This is a genomic window from Chromobacterium haemolyticum (assembly GCF_002081825.1).
Lineage (GTDB): Bacteria > Pseudomonadota > Gammaproteobacteria > Burkholderiales > Chromobacteriaceae > Chromobacterium > Chromobacterium fluminis.
On record NZ_MUKU01000024.1, the window covers coordinates 17,335 to 40,161 of the forward strand.

A 22,827-nucleotide genomic window follows, 5' to 3' on the forward strand; every position below is an offset into this window, starting at 1 on the left:
CCACGTGTACATTCCGCTTTTTCGCTCGTTTCCGCCTTGTCTCGCCTTAGCTCGCGAGATCGTAAACACGTTCTAAGTCCTGGGGGCCGCCGCCGCTCAGCCGCCGGCGGCCGGAACATCCGGCATCAGGATGGTCTCCTGCGCCTGCTCCAGCTTCTCCGGATAGTCGCGGCTGTAGTGCAGGCCGCGGCTCTCCTTGCGCAGCAGCGCCGACCGCACGATCAATTCCGAAGTCTGCACCAGATTGCGCAGCTCGATCAGATCGTTGCTGACGTGGAAATGGCGGTAATACTCGTTGATCTCCTCGGACAGCAGGCGGATGCGGTTCTGCGCCCGCATCAGCCGCTTATTGGTGCGCACAATGCCCACGTAGTCCCACATCGCCCGGCGCAGCTCGTCCCAGTTGTGGGAAATCACCACCTCCTCGTCCGGGTCCGTTACCTGGCTGTCGTCCCAGTCCGGAATCTTGGGCAGTTTGATCTCCGGCGCGGCCAGGATGTCCTCCGCCGCCGCCTTGCCTATCACCAGGCATTCCAGCAAGGAGTTGCTGGCCAGCCGGTTGGCCCCGTGCAGGCCGGTGCAGGCCACTTCGCCCACCGCGTACAGCGCGTCCACATCGGTGTGGCCGGTCAGGTCCGTAACCAGGCCGCCGCAGGTGAAATGCACCGCCGGCACCACCGGGATGGGCTGCTGGGTGATGTCTATGCCCAGCTCCAGGCAGTGGGCGTAGATATTGGGGAAATGCTCGCGGATGAAATGGGCCGGCTTATAGGAAATGTCCAGGTAGACGCAGTCCAGGCCGTGCTTCTTCATTTCAAAGTCGATGGCGCGCGCCACCACGTCGCGCGGCGCCAGCTCCGCGCGCGGATCATGCTCCGGCATGAAACGGGTGCCGTCCGGCAGCTTCAGGATACCGCCCTCGCCGCGCACCGCCTCGGTGATCAGGAAAGACTTGCTGTGCGGGTGGTACAGGCAAGTGGGGTGGAACTGCATGAATTCCATATTTCCCACCCGGCAGCCGGCGCGCCAGCCCATGGCGATGCCGTCGCCGGTGGCGGTGTCCGGATTGGTGGTGTACAGGTAAACCTTGCCGGCGCCGCCGGAGGCCAGAATGGTGTGCTTGGCGGCAATGGTCACCACCTGGTCCGCCTGCTTGTCCAGCGCGTACACCCCGTAAGCGCGGTTGCCCGGCAGGCCCAGCTTGCGCGAGGTGATCAAGTCAATGGCGATATGCTCTTCCAGCTCGGTGATATTGGGGTGAGCCTTGATCTTCTGCCCCAGCGTGCTGGTTACCGCCGCGCCGGTGGCGTCCGCCGCGTGGATGATGCGGCGGTGGCTGTGGCCGCCCTCGCGGGTCAGGTGATAACCGGTGCGGTGGGTTTCATCCTTGGTGAAGGGCACGCCCAGCGCAATCAGCCAATCAATGGCCTCCTTGGAGTGCTCGACAATGAAGCGCGCGGCCTCCTCATTGCACAGCCCTGCGCCGGCAATCAGCGTATCGCGAATGTGTTCCTCCACCGAATCCTCGGTGTCCAGCACCGCGGCGATGCCGCCCTGAGCGTAAGTGGAACTGCCTTCCAGCAAATCGCGCTTGGTAATCAGGCCCACCTTGCGGCTTTCCGCCAGGTGCAAGGCCAAGGTCATCCCGGCCAGACCGCTGCCGATGATCAGAACATCAAACTTAAGCATGATGAAATCCTGCAGGACGCAGAGTCGAAATGGATAGGCAGCGTAGCAGACTTCATGCTGGTGTGACAGATGGGGGAGGGGCACTCATGACGACGGGGGCTGCGCTTGCTCATAGGCCTGCAGCAAGTCTTTAATCCTGTAATCCAGTGCGCTCATATTGTGCTCGTCGTAGACGAGTTGCGGTTCCACGATCTCCCTCAGTTCCGCAATCAGCGTGGGCAGGCGCTGCTGCAGATCCAATTGCTGAAACGTTTGGCAGGTGGCGGCCCAGGCCTCGGCCGGGCTCAAATCCTCACAGGCTATCCGCACGCCCAAGCGATGAAATACGGTGTCGATCAGGCTCAGGGTGCAGATTGCCTGTTGTAGGGCTGCTTGTGACGGGGTCATGGTCTTGGCTCCGATATTGCGGCAGGCACACCGCGTGCGTTTGCAAAATGGTATCTATGTCGCGCCCCTGAGTGTGGTGGCGGCTGTTGCCAGGGGGAGGGGCTGGGCGTAAATGATGGGGCGGCAAGAGGCAGAGCCTTAATTCATGATGTTCTCTGCTGGAGGGGGGCCTTGGAAGCCGACATTATTTCCTACGGTATTTCTTCGGTGCCGGCGTGATAGAACAGATACAAGCCATCTTCGCGATCTTGCAAATCCAGCGTGGCCCCCTCTGTATCGAAAAACACTGTCAGGTCCTGAGTGCCGTTGGCGGACCAGACGCTTTTGACGAAGCTCTGGACATCGCTGATATCGGCTTGAATGCAGTAGGGCTGTTCAAAGGGGAGGGTGACTGTTGAAGCATGGCGGGCAAAGATCGAGGTCAGCGCCTGAAGTGCTGCAGGCTCATCCGCCGCCAGCTTTTGTTGCGGCTCGGCATCGAGATGGCAGTGTTGCTTCAGGAATGCCCGGTTCTTGGCGTAGTCATCAGCCCGGATTGGCGTCACCGCGCCGCTGGACAGGCCGGATAGCCGCTTCAGCGCAAGCCTGGCGCGGTATTCGATTAATTTATTGTTCAGCATGCTTGGGGACATCATGAGGGCTGCGACCGAAGTCCATGAGTCCTTCGCTACTGAGGCAAATGCACCAGTTTGCCTGCTCATCGAAAAAATAGTGATGCTGAGGGATATTGGCGAATAGCGTTTTACTATGTGCCAATAGCACGCTTTTTTCCCATCGGCTGGTAAATTCCAAAGCGTTATCGTTGACGTAGAAAATCGCTGTCGATGGGTTGCAACCGGCTAAGCATTGATTCAGGAAGTGGGATTGTTCCATGTTGGCATTGCTGTCGGCGGAAGAGGTGGTTGCGGTTAAATGATCCAGAGTTCGGCTCCAATCTATCTTGCTGCCCAGGAAGGGAAAGCGAAGCGGGAGACGATTCATGGGTTCCGGCGAGTCGATGATGGCGATTTGACCGGTATGAATTTCGTGTTGAAACAAGGTGTGGAAACAGTCTGCAAAATAAGTCATGGCTGGAGTGCGTTATCGTGTTTTCAAAACGGGAGCTAAGTCCTGGCCCCAGTGCGACAACTCATATTCCGCGCCGTCGAACATGCCGTTCTCCGGCTGCGGCAGCGCGGCATGAGAGCTCAGCACCACACCGGCCTGGCTATTGGGCAGGGAACAGGCGAGAAAGGACAGCGACTGACACGGCAGCGAGCTCAAAATGAGCAAGGCTTGCTCATGGCTGGTTTCGATGATGGGCAGTTCTGGAATGAGGTAATACGTCTGGTCCGTATAGCCGCTACCTTGGTAGTCGGCGATGCACAGATGGATGGGGAATGGGCAAGGGGCGAAGTGGCGCAAGCGCTCAAGCAGCAGCGCAAACGCCTGCTCCGGCTGTGTGCTGGTGTAGCACACATGATGCAGCGCCTGGCCCATGGTGGCCTTGAGCCAGACCGAGGCCTGTTCCACGCTTAACTGCCTGCTGTTGGCGAACATTGTTCTGATGGGCGAAAGGCAGTCATAGCGCTGCTCAAGATTCCTTCTCCATCCCTGCTGTATTTTCAGTTCGTCGGCCCTTCTCATGCTTGATCCTTATGCAATGTCTTGCCGAGATTGGCTCTGCGCTCCCCGCTTGGTGGCTTTAAGCAGAGCTATCTTGCCGCAACGTTCAGGCTGCTCTTGCCATTCTGCAATTGGGATCAGGAGGCTGTGCCCAAGTGATTGGAGTGGTAGCAGTCGTACAGCGTTGTCGGCTTACTCGGTTCCGGTGCTGGTTTGTGTAACGAACCCAGGCGGAGTTGTCAGATCGGTATTGGTGCCAGCACGGGATTTTGATACTGCATATAGTGTCAGTGGGGACCTGGCGGACGCAAGCGCCTTGCCTCCCAGCGCCAAGCACGTGATAATCCGGCCGTGCTGTGCATCAGCACCGGAATTAGCGTTCCGAATCAGTAAGGCGGACAGCCGCCACATGCGGCATTTTTACGTCCGTAACACCATTGGTACATCCCTTTTACTGGCTGGCCATGGTGGGAGCGTGCTTGCACGCGCCGGGTCCTTACTGCCGGTAACGCTAATCCTGCCATGTGCCTGCCGCCCCCGATTAGCGTCGGAAGGTGGGCTTAATGCTCAGTAAGGAGTCGCCATGACTAGCGCCATCCCTTTCCCGTCCCCCTACGTCCCATCGCTACCCACCTTGCTGTTCCAGCTGAAAAGCTTGCGTCAGCAAAACCCCTCACTACAGCCGATTGACCCGCTGTTGCAACAGCTCGACGAATACGACGAGCACTTCCATCACTGCGCCCATCTGATCTGCCTGGAACTCGGCCAGGTCAGCAGCGCTTTGAGCGCGTTGGCGGCCATGCTGGACCAATCCAACCTGGACACGCTGGAGTGCGAGCAGATGTATTGCCTGCTGGAACCCTTCGCCCGCCGCTTGCAGCAGACCACGGTGCAAATACAGGAACTGGCTTAATCCTTCCAAAAGCCCAAAGCCCCGGATGGGGCTTTGGGCTTTTATTCTGTGTTTTGCAAATAGGGTAATGATTGCGTGTCTTACTATTTAAAACTACTTTCCATTTTTTCTATATCATAATTAATGAGCAGGTGATGTAATTTATTGAAAGCAGTCTTGAGTTTGCTTTTTTCCCCAATGACATCAATTCCGCGCTCATCGTAAGGGTGTGCTAATACTTTGTTTTCAATGCTGAAGATATGTAAATCAAGCCAGGTGGATGGGCTTATGCCAAGCTCGTGTGCGATTTTCATCCAAAGTAATTTGGTGCATTCTTCTTTGCTTGTTTGGAAAATTATTCTTGCAATTTTTTCGTCTCCATCAATGTCGTAATCGATAAGTCTTTGGCTTGGAATCGTGAACCCACCATGTTGTAGCTCTTTGATTTGAGATCGGGCAGGTAATAAACTATCACCGGATAAACTAAGTGAGCAGTATACCTCAGTATCCTTTTCGAAAATGAAGTGCAATATGGTTTTGGTATTTTCGTATGCAGTTGCAAACGGATTAATTCTGCTGTCTCTTTGACTTATTTCGAAACGTAAGCTGTCTTTGTATTTGTAGAAAACTGCGCTCGAAAAACAGTTGTCCCCAAAAATTTCTTTTATTATAGCTGTCTTCATTTAAGCGTCCTTACACTTCATGTTCTTCATATCCATGACTTTCCCTGTGTCGTCTTTATGCTTGTCAGTCATGTGGTCGTCGAAAAACATCAGCATTATTGGTGCTTGAATTGTTGCCCTGTACGTGCTGAGTTTCTTAGTACAGTTTGTGTGCGACAGGTAAACAATGTTGAAGTGGCCGAACCTCTGGCTTGCAACACGGGAAGACGGCTCATATGTGCTGTCATGAGCAAAAATTTTGACCCGTACTTTTTTGGGGGGGCATATTTTTACAAATTTATTTTCTCTTTGCATGAAGTTATCTGTTTTGGATATTGTATTTTGCGACACTTGCTACATCTTCATCATCGTCATTTATTAAAAAATTTAATATATCGATTGGTGCTTTTTTGTTTGCTGCAATTGCTTGACGTACTGTTGATTCAGCGTCATTTGCAAGCAAATAAAATAACTCTTTAGATAGCTTTCTTTTTGTGGCAACAAACTGTCTTGTTTCTGGCCCGTGTTTGCATAACTCTTCTAGTATTTCAAGAGGTACTGTTTTGTTGTGTGCGACCCATTTTTGATACTCAGGAAAACGGTTAATAATATCTATCCATACATGGTTTGGGGCTTCTTCTTGTGCGGACCTGTCATATTCTTCTTTTTTTTCACTGTCTCGTAAAGCAATAAATTCTTCGGCCGAGTTGATCATTTTGAATCCTTGCATTTTAAGGAGTTGAAGTTGATATTTTTTCCAACTTCGCTCTTGTGCTTATTCATATAGTCACCGTAAACGTCAGCATCTGCAACCCAGGTGCCATTTTTATCAAACACCTTCCACGCACTATTCCCATGGCCAGTTTGATCCTCAGACCACCACATACCGGTTGATGGGTCTCTGAGGTATTTAGCATGGCAAACTCCTGGGACATTGCCTGCACATACACGGTCGAATCTATTTACTTCCCATTTTTTTCGACAAGGACATTTAGCATTCTGGTTGGGCTTGTCAGATGCTTGTTTTCTTCCTGCCGAAGAGGAAGCTTTGGATAGGCCAAATGGGTCCACCCACTCAACTGGGTTCGGCGCATAACTGTGGATATTAATCCCACCCATCAACCCAATCGGATCCCTTGAAATAAACCGCCCGATTTCCGGATCATAGTAGCGGTGGCGGTTGTAGTGTAGCCCGGACTCTTGGTCTTGGTACTGCCCCTGGAAGCGGAAGGGGTTGCGGATGCCGGCCTTGTTGGCGGCGTCGGTGATGATTTCGCGCGCTTGCCCCCAGGCCTGGTAGTCCATTTCCAGCGCCAGCGCGCCTTGTTCGTCGGTCAGCGCCTGCGGTGTGCCCAGGTGGTCGGTGTGATAGTAGTACACCGCCGTCGGTTCGCTGGGTTCCGGCGCCGGTTTGCGCAGCGGGTCCAGGTCCGAGTCATAGGGGCGGTGCTGGCTCCAGCGCGGCACTTTGACGCCGCGCACGGCTTCGGTGTGGACTTGGGCCAGCGGCGCGAAGCTGTCCGGTTCAAACAGATAATGCACCGCTTGTTCGTCGCGGGTTTCGAAGGCCAGCACGTCGCCGTCCCAGCCGTAAAGCGTGGTCTGGCCGGCCTGGGTTTTGGCGATGCGGCGGCCCAGCGGGTCGTAGTGGTAGTCGGTGTTCTGGCCGTTAGGCGTGGTCAGGCGGGACAGGCGGTTGTGGCTGTCCCACTCCAGCTTGGTGAGCGCGCCGTTGACGCGTTTTCCACCAGATTGCCGCGGCTGTCGTAGCGGTAGTGGCGGCCAGCGTACTGGCTGAGCAGGTTGCCCAGTAGGCTGTTGTCCTGGTGGCCGTCGGCGGCCGGGGTGTTGTCCAGCAGGTTGCCGGCCGGGTCGAAACGGAAGCTTTCCACGCCCTTGGGAGTAGCGGCTTCCAGTAGGCGGCCCACCGGGTCGTAGCGGTAGTTGAGCTGGCCGGCGCGGCTGTCGGCAATGCCGGTGAGCTGGCCGGCGACGTCGTACTGGTATTGGCGGTTCCACTGGGTGCTGCCCATCAGCCGCTGGCTGGACAGGCGGCCGGCCTTGTCGTATGCCAGGGTCTGCTTGGTCTGTCAGGTCAGCTTGAACCTGCGGTTGGAGATAGTGTGCGGCCACGGCAGCCTGGCGGTAAAATTAAACTCCGTCTCAGACCAAATAAAAGCCTACCAATCCATACTGACTTGGTAGGCTTTACATGTTGATCAAAAATAATACTAGCTAAGCCCATCTAGATAATGGCGAGCCTATAACCAAGTCATTCAGTTCAGGGTCCGACAAAATCCCAGCAGATTGAAGAGGAGAAACTATTTCTTCAAGAATTTCAAAATCCTCTTGGCATCCTGTGTTTTCAATCAAAACATCAATACTTTCCTTCACAAGCTGATAATCCCTATTTTTATGTGCATGAATTATCAGGTCCACTATCTCTTCTTTGATACTTTTATTTTCAGCTCTCTCTACATCATCCGAATCAAAAGATTTATCATAAAAATCATCTAAATTCTTTTTTATCGCCTCAAGCCGTTCACTCATAAAAATACTCCTTACTCTATAACCTCGTACGAACCCTTAGGAATGCCATTTCTTATTAATACTTCTTGGTCTTTAGTTGCAAACCGCTTAGCTTTTCCTGTCAATCCTTGGCCCTTGCTAACATCAATGATGTCGCAATCAGGTATCTTTGACAGATCTACTTTTATTTTGCAATTGCATTTATTATAAAAGTCGCTTGTTTTTTCACTTTTAGTTGTTGAAATGAACTGTGTTTGCAGTTTTCCATTTTCCACATGTTCCTGAGGGCTATAACTAGCGCTAGGGTCCTTTGGGGATATATCTTGATTTTTTAATGCACATTGCTTTTGCTTCGGTGTAAGTGCCCGGTAAACCGTCCCTGTAAACTGTTTCCCCGTCAAACCTAACGGGTCCATCCAGACTATGGGATTTAGTGCATAACCATAGATATTGATTCCGCCTTTTAGCCCAATCGGATCCCGCGAAATAAACCGCCCGATCTCCGGATCATAGTAGCGATGGCGGTTGTAGTGCAGTCCAGACTCTTGGTCCTGGTACTGGCCCTGGAAGCGGAAGGGGTTGCGGATGCCGGCCTTGTTGGCGGCGTCGGCGATGATTTCGCGCGCTTGCCCCCAGGCCTGGTAGTCCATTTCCAGCGCCAGCGCGCCTTGCTCGTCGGTCAGCGCTTGCGGGGTGCCCAGGTGGTCAGTGTGGTAGTAGTACACCGCCGTCGGTTCGCTGGGTTCCGGCGCCGGCTTGCGTAGCGGGTCCAGGTCTGAGTCATAGGGGCGGTACTGGCTCCAGCGCGGAACTTTGACGCCGCGCACCGCTTCGGTGTGGACTTGGGCCAGCGGCACGAAGCTGTCCGGTTCAAACAGATAGTGCACCGCTTGTTCGTCGCGGGTTTCAAAGGCCAGCACGTCGCCGTCCCAGCCGCAAAGCGTGGTCTGACCTGCTTGGGTTTTGGCGATGTGAGGGCCTAGAGAATCGTGGGTTAGTACGAATTCCTATTCAGAGTTACTGGCTTGGCTATATGTCTTTAGGTGCCAATTCTCAATGAGGTTATATGGAATTCTTTTTTCTCCAATTTTGTCCGTCAATGCTTTGGTATGCCTGGTCAATCTTGTAGGTACCTTCTTTCTGCAAAACAAGATACTTTGAATAGCTGTTTTGTTTTTTTCTATTTTTTGAAATGACTTCAAACTTTAAGGAAGAGCTTTCAGTGCAGGAGATGGCTTCCTGATCGTAGAGGCGAGGTCTTCCAACTCCTAATGTTTCTAGCTTTTCCTGTCCAATCTTACTAAAGGCAGATTCAGTTAAAAATGATCGTAGAATAAGCTCTAGTTTGGATCTGGATTCTTGGTCGGTTTTTTTAATGAACTCATTGTCTGTTTCATACTCTGGTTTTTTCTTTTCTGCATAATACCAGTCCTCCCAGTTAAGCATTTGCTCGAAAAAGTTAGTGGCGAATTCGGTAGGGGTCATTTTTGTCTCACGGGCAGTCTGGGTTTTTAAATATAACAGATTCGGTTGTGCCATTTACTCGTCGCTGGTATAAAATCTCGTGAGGCCGAGTTTCACCAGTCTTATATTTTGGTATTACTCTGACGAATACGGTATTGTTTTTTGCTAAGGCAGCTGTTTCATTTTCGAAGTCCCTAAATTCTCCACGATTTTTGTTTTTGTTTTGCGGGAAAATGCCATTAATTCCACCGCTGCCGCCTAATTGTTTGCCAATTGCATGGCCTGCATCATCGCATTCTTGTCCTAAACGACGAGCTTTAGCGCGAGAGCAACAGTTTGTAGCTGTGCCTTTGGCGCCAGGGGTTATTTTGCCAAACGCGGAGCGTAGCTCTCCATTCTTACCATGACGATAGCGAACATTAGAGCCACTTAAGCCAAGAACGTCTACCCATTCAACTGGGTTAGTCGCGTAGTGATATAGGTTGAAGCCCCCGAACAACCCAATCGGATCCCGCGAAATAAACCGCCCGATTTCCGGATCATAGTAGCGGTACCGGTTGTAGTGCAGCCCGGACTCTTCATCCTGGTACTGGCCCTGGAAACGGAAGGGGTTGCGGATGCCGGCCTTGTTGGCTGCGTCGGTGATGATTTCGCGCGCATGCCCCCAGGCCTGGTAGTCCATCTCCAGCGCCAGCGCGCCTTGTTCGTCGGTCAGCGCTTGCGGGGTGCCCAGGTGGTCGGTGTGATAGTAGTACACCGCGGTCGGTTCGCTGGGTTCCGGCGCCGGTTTGCGCAGCGGGTCCAGGTCCGAGTCATAGGGGCGGTGCTGGTTCCAGTTTGGTACTTTGACGCCGCGCACCGCTTCGGTGTGGACTTGGGCCAGCGGCAGGAAGCTGTCCGGTTCAAACAGATAATGCACCGCTTGTTCGTCCCGGGTTTCAAAGGCCAGCACGTCGCCGTCCCAGCCGTAAAGCGTGGTCTGGCTAACCAAACTCTATAATTGCCCTGAAGCTTAAGCAGAACTCTTTTCTAAATAGAAGAGGCGCTTGAGGGATAGGTGGTGATAGTGAAAAAAATCGCTCTTAAAGTGACTCCGCAAGCTTCCATTTTTTTCCATCAGTAGAGAAGTGTAATTTTTCAATCAGCCATTTTGAATTGTTTTCTTGAAGGGTGTATTTGAAAAAAATTTCAAATCCACTGTTTTGTTTTGTTTTGACGTAACTGTGTGAAGAGGACGTTTCTTCAATAATGGTTTGCTCGTAAGCCGGGGGGCGACCCACAGCCATAGTAGTTAAAGCGGCGTCGGCAATTTTATTGTGTTCGCCATCTTTGACATACTTCTCAAATATAATGCGCAGTCTTTCTCTTGCCATCTTTTTTGATTTCTCACGCTCGGTGGGGTCGGCTTTATAAGCTTCACTTCTTTGTTCTTTGTAGAAGCTTATTTCCCAATCGAGCATCTCTTTTAAGTATTGTCCTATGGTTTCTTGGGGGGTCATTTTTTTTCTCCGCAACAACATGTTAAAGGATTGTCAAAGACTCTCGTAGTGGTTTTGCCATTTACTCTCGTTTGGTATAAAACAGAATGGGGTCTAGTGGATCCCTTGTCATACTGTGGAACGACTCTGACAATTACATTGTCACCGGCTTTAACTTTTTCTGCAATTTGAGCTTCGTGAGTTCTATATTGTCCACGGTTAATTCCCAGAGTTTGGGGGAATACTCCATCATCGCCACCAGATCCCCCTAGTCTATTCGCAATAGCATGGCCAGCATCATCGTGTGGGCAACCTAAACTACGGGCGAATGCTCTAGAGGAGGTGCTAGTTTTTGTGCCTGTATTCAAATCTTCGGGTCTAATTTTAGCAACACTGCTTCTAATTTCACCATTGGGGCCATATTTATATTTGTACTTGGCACCTGCTGCCCACAGACCTAAGGGATCAACCCATTGTATTGAGTTAGGTGCATAGTTATGTGTATTTATACCACCCATCAACCCAATCGGATCCCGCGAAATAAACCGCCCAATCTCCGGATCATAGTAGCGATGGCGGTTGTAGTGTAGTCCGGACTCTTCATCCTGATACTGGCCCTGGAAACGGAAGGGGTTGCGGATGCCGGCCTTGTTGGCGGCGTCGGTGATGATTTCGCGCGCTTGCCCCCAGGCCTGGTAGTCCATTTCCAGCGCCAGCGCGCCTTGTTCGTCGGTCAGTGCCTGCGGGGTGCCCAGGTGGTCGGTGTGGTAGTAGTACACCGCAGTCGGTTCGCTGGGTTCCGGCGCCGGTTTGCGCAACGGGTCCAGGTCCGAGTCGTAGGGGCGGTGCTGGTTCCAGTTTGGTACTTTGACGCCGCGCACCGCTTCGGTGTGGACTTGGGCCAGCGGCAGGAAGCTGTCCGGTTCAAACAGATAATGCACCGCTTGTTCGTCCCGGGTTTCAAAGGCCAGCACGTCGCCGTCCCAGCCGTAAAGCGTGGTCTGGCCGGCCTGGGTTTTGGCGATGCGGCGGCCCAGCGGATCGTAGTGGTAGTCGGTGCGTTGGCCGTCCGGCGCGGTCAGGCGGGACAGGCGATTGTGGCTGTCCCATTCCAGCTTGGTGAGCGCGCCGTTGACGCGTTTTTCCACCAGATTGCCGCGGCTGTCGTAGCGGTAGTGGCGGCCGGCGTACTGACTGAGCAGGTTGCCCAGCAGGCTGTTGTCCTGGTGGCCGTCGGCGGCCGGAGCGTTGTCCAGCAGGTTGCCGGCCGGGTCGAAGCGGAAGCTTTCCACGCCCTTGGGGGTGGCGGCTTCCAGCAGGCGGCCCACCGGGTCGTAGCGGTAGTTGAGCTGGCCGGCGCGGCTGTCGGCAATGCCGGTGAGCTGGCCGGCGGCGTCGTACTGGTATTGGCGGTTCCACTGGGTGGCGCCCATTAGCCGCTGGCTGGCCAGGCGGCCGGCCTTGTCGTAGGTCAGGGTTTGCTGCAAGGCATTGCCCAGCACGCGCTGGGTTTCGCGGTGTAGCTTGTCGCGCTCCAGGTTGATGATGTCGCGCTGGCCGAACAGCAGGCCGTGCACGTGGCCGCTGCCGTAGCTGAGGATGTCCACGCGGCGGCCGTCCGGACGCACGGTGGCAATGCGGTTGCCCAGCGGGTCGTGTTCATGTTGCCAGCGGTAGGTTTCCTTGACGCCGGCCACGCTGTAGCCGTGGTGTTCTTCTATGACGTTGCCCACCGGATCGTAGATCCAGCGCAGGCTGGCGTAGCGGTTCTTGGCCTGGTACAGCCGGCCGGCGGCGTCGTAGCCGAAGCTTTCCTTGCTGTTTGGCGCGCTGCGCTCGATCAGGCGGCCGGCGCGGTCGTAGCGGTAAAGGGTGGCGACATCGCCTTCCTGTTGTTTTTCCAGCTGGCCGGCGTGGTTGTAGTGGTAGCGGGTGGCGCTGCCGTCAAAGCCGGTTTCGCTGATCAGTTGGCCGCCGGCATCGTACTCGAACAAATACTGGCGGTGGTTTTCATTGCGCAGCGCGGTAAGCCGGCCCAGCTTGTCGTATTTGTAGGCCAAGCTGTGGCCGTTGGCGTCGGTGCGGGTTTGCAGCCGGCCGGCTTTGTCGTAGTCGTAATGGGTGGCGCGGCCCAGCGGGTCGGTCAGCTTGAGCAGGCGCGCCTCGGCGTCGTGTTCCAGCTGGGTGGCCTGGCCGTCCGGCTGGACGATGGCTTGCAGGGTGCCGTTGGCCGCGTATTGGTAGCGGGTGGCGCTGCCCATGGCGTCGACGATCAGTTGCGCGCGGCCGCGTTCGTCGTACTGCCATTGGGTGGCGCTGCCGGAGCAGTCGGTATAGCTCTGCAGCAAGCCGTCCGGGCGGTAGGCAATCTGCTTCTTGCCGCCCTTGGCGTCGGTGATGGCCACCGGCAGGCCTTGCTCGTTGTAGGCGTATTTGGTCTTGTGGCCCAGCGGATCGGTTTCCTCGATCAACTGGCCTTTGTCGTCGTAGGCGCGCAGCCATTTTTCGCCCAGCGGATCGGTGATCTCCACCAGATTGTCCTGGGCGTCGTAGGCGAAGGCCACTTCACTGCCGTCGCGGCGCTCGTGCAATACCAGATTGCTCTTGTCGTCGTAGGAGAAGCTGTCTTGCGAACCGTCCGGGTAGATGTGGTTGACCAGGTTTTTCTGGGCGTCGTAGTCGAACCATTCTTCCTTGTGGTCCGGGTAGATGATGCGGTAGTTGTAGCCCTTGTCGTCGAAGTAGTACTCGGTGGTGCGGCCGTAGGCGTCGGTGACGTAGGTGAGGTCGATGTTGTCGTCCCAGGCCAGGCGGATGTCTTGGCTGCCGTCATCGGCGTATTCGCGCACGGCGCGTGCGTCCAGGTGGCTGCCGTCCCACTCCAGGTGGATGCCGCGGCCGGTACGGTCGGTGTAGCGGGTCAGCAGGTGGTGCTGGTACTGGTAGCTCCAGCTTTGACCGTTTTCATCGCTGGCGGCCAGCAGGTCGCCGGCATCCGCGGCCAGCGGGCCGGCGTCGTCGTATTGGTATTGCGCCAGCGTGCGCAGCGGCAGGCCGGTTTCCGGGTCTTGCAGGCTGATGCGGACGATGCGGCCGCGCGCGTCGTGGCTGAGGTCCGTTACGTAGCCGGCGCTGCTGACCAGCTGGATCAGCCGGCCGTCGCGGAAGTTCATCGCAATGCTGTTGCCGGCGCGGTCTTTGATCAGCGCCAGACGGAAGCTGTCGCCGTGGCGTTCGTATAGTTGCACCAGATCGTGGCCGTAGGTCTGGGAGATCAGGGTGTCGGACAGGCGGCTGAGGGTGAAGCCTTCCAGCTCGTCCTTCAGGGATTCGCCCACCGGCAGCAGCGGGTAGTCCAGGGTGCGGCAGCTGTCGTCGTGGAGCTTCAGCGCTTCGCCTTCAATGTCGAAGCGCGCGCCGTAAGCCACGCCCCAGCGCGCGCCCAGATCGCCGTGGGCGTCGTTGCCGTCGAAATTGGAGCGGTATTGCCGGGTCCAGACGATGGGCAGCACGCCGGGCAGGCTGAAGTCGGTATGCTGCAGCGATTCTTCGCCCAGCACATAGCCTATGCTGTTGGGCGAGGCGGCGCAGGCGCATTTGGGCGGCGGCTTGATCTTGCCCTTGAAGCGGCTGGTGACCTCCTGATAAAGCTGCTGGGTGCCTTTCTTGGCCTTGTTGGTGACTTTGTTGGCCACCGCGGCGGCCTTCTTGGGCAAGTGCTTGAGGAAGGCTGCCAGCAATTTGTTCAGCAAGGGCTTCAGGTGGCTGGAGTACATGGACAGCAGCTTGGCGGTGAGCTGGCCGGCCCAGGCCAGCAAGGTGCGGCCCAGGCTCAGCATCATGCGGGCGGCGGCGCTGCCTTTCAGCGCCATGTCTATGCCCTTGGCCGCGGCCACGGTCATGCCGGCGGCGGCTTCTTTCTTGGCGTTGGCGGCGGCGCGGTTCAGTGCGTCCAGTTCCGCGCCCACCGATGCCCAGAAGCCTTGCTTATTGGTTTTCTCCAGGTGGTATTTGACCGGCGCTTGCGGCACGTGTTGTTTGACGTAGCCGCTGAAGTTGCCGGAGCCCAGGCTGATCAGCAGATTGGCCAGGTCCGAGATGATGACCTTGCCCTTGCCGCCGCAGGTTTCCAGCGTGCTCTGCATTTTGCTGTCTACGTGCTTGACCCACTGGTCCGGCATATTGCGGAAGTCGGCCGGCAGCATATTGGCCACTTTTTGGGTCAGCGAGGCGGACAGCTCCATTTTCAGCCAGTCGCCGCCGGCGCGGCGCACGCTGCTGGCGCACAGCTTCAGCGTGGGGCGCGCGCCCATTTTGAACAGGCCGCCTGCAGCCGGCACTACGCCCACCAGGTCCACGCCCAGAAACAGCCAGTCGAAAACGTCGACTTCCTGTTTTTTCTTGCTCTTTTCTGACATCTCCATCAGATCGACGATGACGTCGCCCACCGAGATCAGGTTGCCGACGATGGGCACCGCGCTGCCTATGGTTTTGAGGCTGTCCACCGACAGATGCCCGTCGCTGATGCTTTGCAGCCATTGATCGAAGGTCTTGCCGGTTTGCTGGATGACCTGGGCTGCGTTTTGCGGCGTGCCGTTGATCACGGCGACGGGTTTGGCTTGGGCTGCGGTGCTCATGTTGGAGAAGGGCTCTTAAACGATATTCTTGATCATGCCGGCGGCGGAAGGGAGGGACGCACCGGAGGCAAGTTGTTTGATGTCGCGCGCTTGTTGCAGCGCGGCCTGGGCTTGGGAGGCCATGGCTTTGGCCTGGTCCACCGCGCCTTTGGCCTGGGCCAGGTTTTGCGCCAGGCCGGCGGCGCCGGGCGGCAGCGCCTTGCCCACCAGGCTGCCTAGCTGGCTCATGGCCTGCTGCTGCACCGCGGCGCCCATTTTTTGCAGCGCCGCTTCCGGCTGCGGCACAAAGGGGAAGATGTCCGCCTCGCTCTTGTGCGGGCGGCCCAGGAACTGTACTTGCGCCGGCCCGGTGGGCAGGCCGTTGACCATGGCCTTGCCGGCGGCGTCCAGCACGCCGCTGTGCTTGACGCCCAGCGCGTCGGTGACCACGAATTTGCCTTGGTCCATGGAGTAGCCGTTGGCGAAATCGTGAATGACTTGCAGATTGCCCATGCCCGGTTTGTTGAAGGTGGGCGTGGGCGTGCTGAGGCTGGCCGGGCCGGTGAGCGCGTGGCTGGTGCCTTTGACGCTGACTTCGCCCGGGCAGTGCACTTCGATATTGCCGCCCTTGAGCCGGATGTAGCCGCCGCCGCTGGTGAGCAGGATTTCCTGGCCGGCGGCGATTTCCACCTTGCCCTTGCAGGCGGTGACGGTCACATCCTTATCCGCGGTCACCTCGATGCTGTCGCTCTGCGCTTGAACCTGCACCTTGCCCTTGGCCGCGATCAGCTTCAGCGCGATCTGATCCTTGACCCCGGCGACGAACAGGCTGATGTGCTGGCCCACATTGTGGATCCAGCGCCGGCCGCTGGTCTGGTTGGTGTCGCGCTGCGCCACCAGGTCCAGGTTGGTGCCCGCCGCCACGGTCTGGCTTTGCTGGCTCAGGCTGGCGATGCCCGCCGGCGCGGACAGCACGATCAGCGGTTGTTGGCCGGCTTGGTCTTTTGCCGTCTTGCCGTCCTTGTCGGTGTTGGAGCCGGCTTCCCAGGCTTTCAGCGCGGCGGCCTGGTGTTGCAGGTGGCCTTCGGTTTTCTTGGCGGCCTTGGCGTTGTCCGCGCCGATTTCTTCCGGCCCGGTTTCCATGGTGTCGGCCTGCTGGCCAGTGGCGGTGTCGGCCAGGCTTTGGCTCAGGCCCAAAGCCGCGTCCAGCTGGCTTTGCGCTTGTTCGCGCGCCAGTTGTTTGCCGGACGCACCGTTCTGCGCTTCGGTGCTCAGCAGCAGGCCGTGGCCGGCGCGGATGGCGCCGTGGCTGTCGGTTCTGAGTTCGAAGCCGTCGCCGCGCGGCTCGGCCTTGCCGTTGCTGCGCGGGTGGGTGAGGAAGCCCTGGTTGAGCTGGGTCTTGCCGGGTTCGGAACTGAGTTTGGCTCTGACTTCGCCGGGGGTGTCGTCGAACAGCAGTTCGTTGTACTGGCCGCCCTGGTGTTCCTTGGATTTGATGCCGGACAGGGTTTTGTTGGCCGGTAGCGCGCCGGCGCCGCTGAAGTCCGGGGTGGGGTGGCTGCCGTTGTAGAGCACGCCGGTGATCACCGGGCGGTCGATATCGCCTTCGATGAAGTCGACCAGCACTTCCTGGCCGATGCGCGGGATGAACTGGTGGCCCCAGCCGGCGCCGGCGCTGGGCATGACCACGCGCAACCAGCAGGAGGATTTGTCGTCCATGCCCGCGCCTATGCTCGGGTGTTCGTCCATCCGTTGCCAGTGGAACTGCACCTTGATGCGGCCGTGCTGGTCGGTGTGGACTTCCTCTCCTTCCGGCCCCACCACGGTGGCGGTCTGTACGCCGCGGGACTTGGGCTTGGCCAGTTCGGTGTGGGCGTAGGCCGGGGTCAGCGGCACGCCGCGGCGCTGAGCGTCGAAGTCGGCGCGGAAGGGTTGGGCGTCCTCTGCTTTTGCCAGCGCTTTGAGGTCGGCCGGCAGGTTGTTGCGCGCGCTCAGGGTTTGGCGGGTGACGACGAATTCGCGTTGTTCGCTGCTGTCGCCGTCGTGGGCCGGGTGCTCGTCCAGGCGAAACCATTGGCCGGCGGCCAGGCCGCGCACCGAGCCGCCGCCGCTGAATTGTTTGGCCTTGAGGTCATGCGCTTGTTGGCGCAGCTGGGCGTAGTGGCTGAGTTGGTCGGCGTCGCCGGCGTAGTACAGCGATTGCGGGTCGTAGTCGTGCAAGGAAGACTGCAGCGCCTTGCCGTTCTGGCCTTGATCAATGCGGCTGTCGTCGCCGCTGTGCTGGGTGCTGACGGGTTGGTAGTCGAAGCTGGCCAGCGCCACCGCGCCGGGGACGATCTGGCGCAGGGCGTTCCATTCGGTCAAGCCGTCCTCGGCCTCGGTGGCGTCGCTGCGGTGGAAACGCACGCGCTCGACGCCGGCCGGCGGCAGGCTGTAGGGGTCGTCGAAGGCGACCAACCGCACTTGTGGTACCTCGCCATCGAGGTGATCGAAGCGCCAGGCATAACCCTCTTCGTGCAGCAGCCGCACGATGAAGTCGTAATCGGATTCTCGGTATTGCAGGCAGTAGCTGCGCGGGGACGCCGCGCCGGTCTTGAAGTCCAGCGTCTGCACCCGGGCGAACACCGGGTTGGCCTGCTGATGCTCGGCCAGAATCTGTTTGACGATGTCCGGCACCGTCAGGTCCTGGAACACCCGCGAGCTTATGCGATGACGCAGCAGCGCGAACGGCGGCTCGATGGTGAGCTGATAACGGCTGAAACCGCCGTCGGATCCCAGGCTTTCCACCTTGGACACCACGCCGCAACGCAAGGACTCCGCGCCGGCGGCGTCGAGGATGCCAAGCCGGGCGGGCAGGCCGAGCAGGGTCTTGAGTTCGATCGCCCCGTCCGGGGACAGACAGGTGAGTTGGTAGGCGTAGGGCCGGGACACGCCTTCTTCGCCGGCCAGGCTCAGGGGCAGCAGTTGCTCGGCCGCCACGTTGCCGTCGCCCAGGCTGAGGGTGAGCAGGCGTTGGTCTTGGTTGAAGGCGGAGGCGAAGCTGGCGAGCAGGGTGCTGAGGTCCATGGGGCGCTGTCAGGCTGGGTCAGCCTTGTACCTTGTAAACGTTGGAGGAGAGTTGCAGGGTGGCGTCGAAGGTGACCGGCGGCCGGTGCGGATGCACTTTCAGCACCGCGTCGACGCGGAAGCGCAGGTGGCGCTCCATCTCGCGCGGCGCGTCCAGATTCACCCGCACGCGGGACAGCCGCGGTTCGTGCACTTCGATAGCGCGGCGCAGCTGTTCGCGCAGCAGTTCGCGGTCTTGCGGATTGAGCAGGCTGATGCCGGACAAATCCGGAATGCCGAAGCTCAGCATGCTGTCGTGGGCCTGCGGGTACATGTCGAACAGTTCTTGCAAGGGCGCGAGCCGGGTGTTCAGCAGCGCTTCCAGATCCCGCGCCAGCGAGCGCTTGATCTGCGGCAGTTCGTACAACATGGTTTCCGCGCCGTGGCTGTTGTCCGGCTGGTCGTCCAGCAGCCGGTCCAGCACCGACGGCAGGATCTGGGCGTGACGGCCGCTGTGCATGGCTTACAGGCCGAAAATGGATTGGAGCTGGTTGGACAGCAGCCAGCGGTAGGCGACGAAGATGCCGGCGCCCACCACCGCCAGCAGGGCGAAGTACAGCCACAGCGGCAGTTCATGGCGGACAAAGGCCTGGAAGCGTTGCGGCAGCTGCCAGTTGGGCGCGAACTCGGCCTTGCCGCCGCGCACTTGCTGGATTTCCTGGCCCAGCTTGTGGGTCAGGTAGCCCAGTTTTTCCTGGCCTTCCAGCAGGTATTTGCCTTGGAAGCCCAGCAGCAGGCAGGTGTAGAACACTTCCAGCGGCTCGATATGGGCGGCTGGGTCCAGGCGCAGTTGTTCCAAGCGGTTGAAGAAGCCTTCGCCGGCCAGATGCTCGCCAAACAGCCGCAGTTGCAGCGGCATGCGCTCCCATTCGTCGCGGATGTCGAACTCGGAGGACAGGATGATCTCGTCCATCAAGGCGCAAAACGCGTACTTGGAATGGTTGATGGCGTTCTGGTCCTTGCCGAAGTTGCGGGCGTTGCGCTCGTACTGGTTCAGGAACTGATCGACGCGGCGGTTGAACTCCACCGCGCTGCTGGGGGCGTTGCCGTCCCGCAGCAGGAATAGCAGGTAGATGCCGTCTTCCAGCATTTCGCGCAGGGTGGGGGCCGAGGCGGAGGCTACGGCCAGCGGGCGTTCTTGGAGTGTTGCGGCGGTTTGGTTCATGGCGGCCTCAGCGGAATACGGCGATCAGTTCAAGCGTCAGGTTGGAGAGCGTCTGCGGCATATAAATGCAGATGCTGCGCGATTGCAGCATGCGGCCGAAGATGTCGCCGTGCGGTTCCAGCGCGAAATAGTGGTTGCCCACGCGCACCGGGATGGCGGACGGGGTCTGCGCCGCATGGCTGAGCGCCACACCGCGCATCGCGGAGTTGAGGATTTTTTCCACGTCGTCCGGCGCGCCGATTTTCATCTTCAGCGGCACGCTGTCGATGATCTGGCTGGCCGGCAATTCGCTCTGCACCGACAGGTAGTAATCGACGTTCTCCAGCAGGCGGTCGCTCTCCAGCCGGCCGATGTAGAAGGACGGCTTGGGCGAATGCAGCGGGATGATGGCGTAACGCGAGGAGATCACGGTTTCCAGCAGTTCGCGGATCTGCGTGTCCAGCGCGGCCAGCACGGCGTGCAGGTCGTCGTGGCGGTAGGCCGGGATGTCGGACAGGGTGTAATGGGTGGAGAAGGTCTGCAGCTCGCCGCAGAATTCGGCCAGCGCCAGGTACAGTTCTTCTGGGTGCAGCGGGCTGGACAGGGACAGGTGGCGTAGCTTGGCAAAGTTGCGGTTGACGGTGTGCAGCAGCCAGAAGGAGCTGATGTCGCTGGAGCTGTACTCCATCACGTTCTTGGCGCGTTCGCGCTGTCCGCCGGACAGCGCCTGGTTTTTGACCAGCAGGATGTCCAGCAGGCGGCGCAGCATGTGGCTGACCTCGCGCGAGCCTTCCACCGTGGCCAGCGGCGGGATGAAGCCGCCGCCCAAGCCCCATTGGCCGGTGGCGTCTTTCTCCAGGCGGCACAGCGGAATGGCGTCGTAGCCGTCGCGGTTCTCTTCCTCGATCATCAGCCGCACGTCCAGCTCCAGCGTGGACAGATCGGCGTCCAGAGCCTGGGTGTAGAGGTCGGCCACTTCCGCGCTGGCGCTTTGAAAGCGGGCGGGGCGGGACATGACTTCGCCGTTGCGGGTATTGCCGCCGTAAGGCTGCATATGGGCGAGACAGGCGTAAAGCGTGGTCTTGATGCCGGCTTGCGGCAAGGTGTTCAGGTCGCGGGACAGCGGCAGCGGCGCACTGGCCGGCGCTTGGTACAGCGTGCCGTCGCGGAACAGGATGGACAGCGCGTCGATGCGGACGGTGCCGCCCTTGAGCGCCTGTTCGTCCAAGGCAATATGCTGCAGGCCCCAAGCGTGGCGCTGGCTCAGTTGCTGCCGCGCGGCGACATGCTGTTCCAGCAAGAGGGTTTGCTGCTGAAAGTGCTGCGGGCGCAGGAACATGCCTTCGCCCCAGAGCACTCGTTTGGCTTGTTGCATTACTGATACACCTTGTCTGGATACCTACGTCAATTTCAATTGCGCCTGAAAATTCATTGGCTTGTCAGCCGGGCGAGGCCGCGGTGGGCGAAGGAGCGAACGGGCTTTGAGCCACGTCATGGCCAAGACTGTCCGCATCCGGTAATAACACCCTGTTCAAACTGTGTACACGATCGCTAAAATGCGCGACATTTTGCAGCAAGAGCGCCGCCCTTGTCATGCAAAAGAGTTTGTTAATTTTCAGCGTTGCCCGGCGCCGCGGCGGGCCTCAGTTTCGGCTGGCGGCGCAGTCCGCCTTGGCGGACGCAGGCTGGCCAGGCATGGTCAAGGCCTTGGGCTTGATGGCTTCCAGGTGGCAATCGGCGGCGCGGAAGCTCAGGTCTTTGCTGCGGACGGCGTCGGCGTCGTACAACAGACGCCAGAAGTGGGCGTCCGGACGGCGGAAAAAGCCGACGACGCCGATGAATTGAGCGTCTTTTTCAATGGTGACGTCTTCCAGTGTCACTTTACCACCTGGCAAAAAGGTCAGTTCTTTGCTGTTGATCAGACTGTCGCCCAGCAGTTCTGATTCAGGCTTGCCGCTGGACAGCGCCTCCATGGTCAGGCGGTTGAAAGCCTGCTGGTTTTTCAGCTGGTAGACGTGTACCACCACGGACAGCGGTTTGCCTTTGGCGTCGCGGTTTAGCGACGCGCTGCCCTCTGCTTTGATGTCGATGGTCTTGGTGCTGGAACAAGCGGTCAGAGAGGCTATGGCAATGGCGTAAAATAGGGCTCGGGCCCGTTGCCAGCTGGGGCGTTTTTTCATCATGACGGCGGTTCCTAACGATTGGATTTGTGACTATCTGCTATCGAAAGTATCCCAAATTTTTGGTTTAATTGGAATGCATGCTTTGCCGCAAATTGATTTGCATGTGGTGGTTAAAATCAGAGATCGGGTAGCTCAAGCTATTGATTTAAATTGTAATGTCATTTATCGTCTCGCGTCAAAATGCATTTGAACTATATCTTGCCGATCCTGGTGCTTGGCATCGTTTTGCTCCTGTCCTGGTTGGGCTGGAAATTCTTCCTGGGACAGCCCCGCATCTTGGAAGGGAGCCGCTCGCCAAAGCCTGTTCTGTCTGGAGGGGAGGCTTTGGCCGGAGCCATTGCCGCAGGGCCGGAAACACTGACTGAAAAGCGGGCGGTGAGCGCCGCTTTTTTGCGTGTGTCGCGCCGGGCGCCCAGCGCCGCCGCGCGTTACTGGCGGGTGTGGCTGCCGGTGGTGTCACTGTTGCTGGTGGCCTTGGCGGTGGCCATCACGCTGAAATTGAACCGTTTTCACCGCAGTCCCGAGTTTGAAGCGGCAGAATATGCCCAAGTCATAAGAATTAAGCAGACGCTGTTGGAGGAAAAACTGGTGCCCCCGCCGCCGCTTCCTCCGGAAGCATTTGTCAATGTCATTGCGGAGCGACCCAGTCTGGGACATGCGGACCGAGACTGGAGCAAGCTGAATCCCGAGTTTGTGCAAGTGGTGCTGCGGGTAATGGAAAAAATGAAGGCCAGAGGCTTCCCCATGGTGCTGCTGGAGGGCTATCGCAGTCCGGAGCGCCAGGATTCGCTGGCCGGGCAGGCCACGCTGGTGACCAAGGCCAAGGGCGGGCAGAGCAAACATCAATACGGTTTGGCGGTGGACCTGGCGCCCATTCGCGAAGGCAAGGTAGTGATATCGGAACGCGATCCCTGGGCGATGCAGGCTTACAACGCGCTGGGAGAAGAGGCGACGGCGGCCGGCCTGACTTGGGGCGGCAACTGGAGTTTCAAGGATTTCGGGCATATCGAGCGCTCAGGCTCGCTGAAGTCCTTACTCAAAAAATAACGGTTTTCAAGAAGGTGGTGGGTGTT

The 22,827-nt window shown here is 57.9% G+C and carries 22 protein-coding genes; 2 read left to right on the forward strand and 20 right to left on the reverse strand.

The genetic code is table 11. The features are described 5' to 3' along the window. Positions 1 to 96 precede the first annotated feature (96 nt). The 5 genes from nadB to B0T39_RS16670 all read right to left on the reverse strand — a co-directional run bounded on the left by nadB (position 97) and on the right by B0T39_RS16670 (position 3,702). Positions 97 to 1,689, reverse strand: a complete 1,593-nt coding sequence (gene nadB / locus B0T39_RS16650) for an L-aspartate oxidase (RefSeq protein WP_081548535.1) — start codon at positions 1,687 to 1,689, stop codon at positions 97 to 99. A gap of 84 nt (positions 1,690 to 1,773) precedes the next feature. After that, positions 1,774 to 2,076: a hypothetical protein gene (locus B0T39_RS16655; RefSeq protein ID WP_081548537.1), complete on the reverse strand. Its 303-nt coding sequence runs from the start codon at positions 2,074 to 2,076 to the stop codon at positions 1,774 to 1,776. 191 nt (positions 2,077 to 2,267) lie between these two features. After that, the gene (locus B0T39_RS16660) at positions 2,268 to 2,696 is read right to left on the reverse strand and encodes a hypothetical protein (protein ID WP_081548539.1); all 429 of its coding nucleotides are present in this window, start codon (positions 2,694 to 2,696) and stop codon (positions 2,268 to 2,270) included. Further along, entirely contained in the window at positions 2,683 to 3,144 is a 462-nt protein-coding gene (locus tag B0T39_RS16665; RefSeq protein WP_081548541.1) for a hypothetical protein, read from the reverse strand. The genes B0T39_RS16660 and B0T39_RS16665 overlap by 14 nt, the downstream gene beginning before the upstream one ends. 12 nt (positions 3,145 to 3,156) lie before the next feature. Next, positions 3,157 to 3,702 (reverse strand): hypothetical protein, encoded by a 546-nt coding sequence (locus B0T39_RS16670; protein WP_141111268.1) that lies wholly within the window; start codon positions 3,700 to 3,702, stop codon positions 3,157 to 3,159. Between the two features lie 562 nt (positions 3,703 to 4,264). On the opposite strand from B0T39_RS16670, the gene B0T39_RS16675 reads away from it, so the two are divergent. Next, positions 4,265 to 4,594 (forward strand): hypothetical protein, encoded by a 330-nt coding sequence (locus tag B0T39_RS16675; RefSeq protein ID WP_081548545.1) that lies wholly within the window; start codon positions 4,265 to 4,267, stop codon positions 4,592 to 4,594. A gap of 83 nt (positions 4,595 to 4,677) precedes the next feature. Here the strand turns inward: B0T39_RS16675 and B0T39_RS16680 are convergent, their stop codons facing one another. From B0T39_RS16680 to tssJ, 15 genes are all read right to left on the reverse strand, one after another. Then, positions 4,678 to 5,256 (reverse strand): DUF3885 domain-containing protein, encoded by a 579-nt coding sequence (locus B0T39_RS16680; protein WP_081548547.1) that lies wholly within the window; start codon positions 5,254 to 5,256, stop codon positions 4,678 to 4,680. A gap of 298 nt (positions 5,257 to 5,554) precedes the next feature. Then, a complete protein-coding gene (locus B0T39_RS16685) occupies positions 5,555 to 5,950 on the reverse strand; it encodes a hypothetical protein (RefSeq protein ID WP_081548605.1) in 396 nt (131 codons plus the stop codon). Further along, the gene (locus B0T39_RS16690) at positions 5,947 to 6,810 is read right to left on the reverse strand and encodes an RHS repeat domain-containing protein (protein WP_254894579.1); all 864 of its coding nucleotides are present in this window, start codon (positions 6,808 to 6,810) and stop codon (positions 5,947 to 5,949) included. The genes B0T39_RS16685 and B0T39_RS16690 overlap by 4 nt, the downstream gene beginning before the upstream one ends. Before the next feature lie 104 nt (positions 6,811 to 6,914). Next, positions 6,915 to 7,268, reverse strand: coding sequence for an RHS repeat domain-containing protein (locus tag B0T39_RS26275; protein WP_081548549.1), 354 nt, complete (start codon positions 7,266 to 7,268; stop codon positions 6,915 to 6,917). Between the two features lie 202 nt (positions 7,269 to 7,470). After that, the gene (locus tag B0T39_RS25175; RefSeq protein ID WP_139795181.1) at positions 7,471 to 7,785 is read right to left on the reverse strand and encodes a hypothetical protein; all 315 of its coding nucleotides are present in this window, start codon (positions 7,783 to 7,785) and stop codon (positions 7,471 to 7,473) included. A gap of 11 nt (positions 7,786 to 7,796) precedes the next feature. Continuing rightward, a complete protein-coding gene (locus B0T39_RS25895) occupies positions 7,797 to 8,684 on the reverse strand; it encodes an RHS repeat-associated core domain-containing protein (protein ID WP_217806266.1) in 888 nt (295 codons plus the stop codon). 142 nt (positions 8,685 to 8,826) lie between these two features. Next, on the reverse strand, positions 8,827 to 9,249 hold the full coding sequence (locus tag B0T39_RS16710) for an NTF2 fold immunity protein (protein WP_176219584.1): 423 nt from the start codon (positions 9,247 to 9,249) through the stop codon (positions 8,827 to 8,829). Positions 9,250 to 9,256: 7 nt separating this feature from the next. After that, positions 9,257 to 10,219: an RHS repeat-associated core domain-containing protein gene (locus B0T39_RS16715; RefSeq protein WP_081548555.1), complete on the reverse strand. Its 963-nt coding sequence runs from the start codon at positions 10,217 to 10,219 to the stop codon at positions 9,257 to 9,259. Between the two features lie 91 nt (positions 10,220 to 10,310). After that, complete coding sequence (locus tag B0T39_RS16720) at positions 10,311 to 10,727, reverse strand: NTF2 fold immunity protein (protein ID WP_176219585.1); 417 nt, start codon at positions 10,725 to 10,727, stop codon at positions 10,311 to 10,313. Next, positions 10,724 to 15,343 (reverse strand): RHS repeat-associated core domain-containing protein, encoded by a 4,620-nt coding sequence (locus B0T39_RS16725; RefSeq protein ID WP_081548559.1) that lies wholly within the window; start codon positions 15,341 to 15,343, stop codon positions 10,724 to 10,726. Before B0T39_RS16725 ends, B0T39_RS16720 begins: the two co-directional genes overlap by 4 nt. 15 nt (positions 15,344 to 15,358) lie before the next feature. Next, positions 15,359 to 18,388 carry a type VI secretion system Vgr family protein gene (locus tag B0T39_RS16730; protein WP_081548561.1) on the reverse strand — a complete coding sequence of 1,010 codons (3,030 nt, stop codon included), beginning with the start codon at positions 18,386 to 18,388 and terminating at the stop codon, positions 15,359 to 15,361. 19 nt (positions 18,389 to 18,407) lie between these two features. Beyond that, complete coding sequence (gene tssE, locus B0T39_RS16735; protein ID WP_081548563.1) at positions 18,408 to 18,887, reverse strand: type VI secretion system baseplate subunit TssE; 480 nt, start codon at positions 18,885 to 18,887, stop codon at positions 18,408 to 18,410. A gap of 3 nt (positions 18,888 to 18,890) precedes the next feature. Continuing rightward, a complete protein-coding gene (icmH, locus tag B0T39_RS16740) occupies positions 18,891 to 19,592 on the reverse strand; it encodes a type IVB secretion system protein IcmH/DotU (RefSeq protein WP_081548565.1) in 702 nt (233 codons plus the stop codon). Positions 19,593 to 19,599: 7 nt separating this feature from the next. Further along, the gene (gene tssK, locus B0T39_RS16745) at positions 19,600 to 20,946 is read right to left on the reverse strand and encodes a type VI secretion system baseplate subunit TssK (protein ID WP_081548567.1); all 1,347 of its coding nucleotides are present in this window, start codon (positions 20,944 to 20,946) and stop codon (positions 19,600 to 19,602) included. A 268-nt stretch (positions 20,947 to 21,214) separates the two neighbouring features. Next, positions 21,215 to 21,754 (reverse strand): type VI secretion system lipoprotein TssJ, encoded by a 540-nt coding sequence (gene tssJ / locus B0T39_RS16750; RefSeq protein WP_081548569.1) that lies wholly within the window; start codon positions 21,752 to 21,754, stop codon positions 21,215 to 21,217. A 375-nt stretch (positions 21,755 to 22,129) separates the two neighbouring features. Here tssJ and B0T39_RS25185 point away from each other — a divergent pair, with 375 nt between their 5' ends. After that, positions 22,130 to 22,801 (forward strand): M15 family metallopeptidase, encoded by a 672-nt coding sequence (locus B0T39_RS25185; protein ID WP_254894580.1) that lies wholly within the window; start codon positions 22,130 to 22,132, stop codon positions 22,799 to 22,801. The last annotated feature ends 26 nt before the right edge of the window (positions 22,802 to 22,827 follow it).

What these genes read in the sequence shown, in the direction of transcription:
- nadB (WP_081548535.1), bottom strand. Translation starts at nt 1,689, where the DNA reads ATGCTTAAGTTTGATGTTCTGATCATCGGCAGCGGTCTGGCCGGGATG.
- B0T39_RS16655 (WP_081548537.1), bottom strand. Translation starts at nt 2,076, where the DNA reads ATGACCCCGTCACAAGCAGCCCTACAACAGGCAATCTGCACCCTGAGC.
- B0T39_RS16660 (WP_081548539.1), bottom strand. Translation starts at nt 2,696, where the DNA reads ATGCTGAACAATAAATTAATCGAATACCGCGCCAGGCTTGCGCTGAAG.
- B0T39_RS16665 (WP_081548541.1), bottom strand. Translation starts at nt 3,144, where the DNA reads ATGACTTATTTTGCAGACTGTTTCCACACCTTGTTTCAACACGAAATT.
- B0T39_RS16670 (WP_141111268.1), bottom strand. Translation starts at nt 3,702, where the DNA reads ATGAGAAGGGCCGACGAACTGAAAATACAGCAGGGATGGAGAAGGAAT.
- B0T39_RS16675 (WP_081548545.1), top strand. Translation starts at nt 4,265, where the DNA reads ATGACTAGCGCCATCCCTTTCCCGTCCCCCTACGTCCCATCGCTACCC.
- B0T39_RS16680 (WP_081548547.1), bottom strand. Translation starts at nt 5,256, where the DNA reads ATGAAGACAGCTATAATAAAAGAAATTTTTGGGGACAACTGTTTTTCG.
- B0T39_RS16685 (WP_081548605.1), bottom strand. Translation starts at nt 5,950, where the DNA reads ATGATCAACTCGGCCGAAGAATTTATTGCTTTACGAGACAGTGAAAAA.
- B0T39_RS26275 (WP_081548549.1), bottom strand. Translation starts at nt 7,268, where the DNA reads ATGGGCAGCACCCAGTGGAACCGCCAATACCAGTACGACGTCGCCGGC.
- B0T39_RS25175 (WP_139795181.1), bottom strand. Translation starts at nt 7,785, where the DNA reads ATGAGTGAACGGCTTGAGGCGATAAAAAAGAATTTAGATGATTTTTAT.
- B0T39_RS16710 (WP_176219584.1), bottom strand. Translation starts at nt 9,249, where the DNA reads ATGACCCCTACCGAATTCGCCACTAACTTTTTCGAGCAAATGCTTAAC.
- B0T39_RS16720 (WP_176219585.1), bottom strand. Translation starts at nt 10,727, where the DNA reads ATGACCCCCCAAGAAACCATAGGACAATACTTAAAAGAGATGCTCGAT.
- B0T39_RS16725 (WP_081548559.1), bottom strand. Translation starts at nt 15,343, where the DNA reads ATGAGCACCGCAGCCCAAGCCAAACCCGTCGCCGTGATCAACGGCACG.
- B0T39_RS16730 (WP_081548561.1), bottom strand. Translation starts at nt 18,388, where the DNA reads ATGGACCTCAGCACCCTGCTCGCCAGCTTCGCCTCCGCCTTCAACCAA.
- tssE (WP_081548563.1), bottom strand. Translation starts at nt 18,887, where the DNA reads ATGCACAGCGGCCGTCACGCCCAGATCCTGCCGTCGGTGCTGGACCGG.
- icmH (WP_081548565.1), bottom strand. Translation starts at nt 19,592, where the DNA reads ATGAACCAAACCGCCGCAACACTCCAAGAACGCCCGCTGGCCGTAGCC.
- tssK (WP_081548567.1), bottom strand. Translation starts at nt 20,946, where the DNA reads ATGCAACAAGCCAAACGAGTGCTCTGGGGCGAAGGCATGTTCCTGCGC.
- tssJ (WP_081548569.1), bottom strand. Translation starts at nt 21,754, where the DNA reads ATGATGAAAAAACGCCCCAGCTGGCAACGGGCCCGAGCCCTATTTTAC.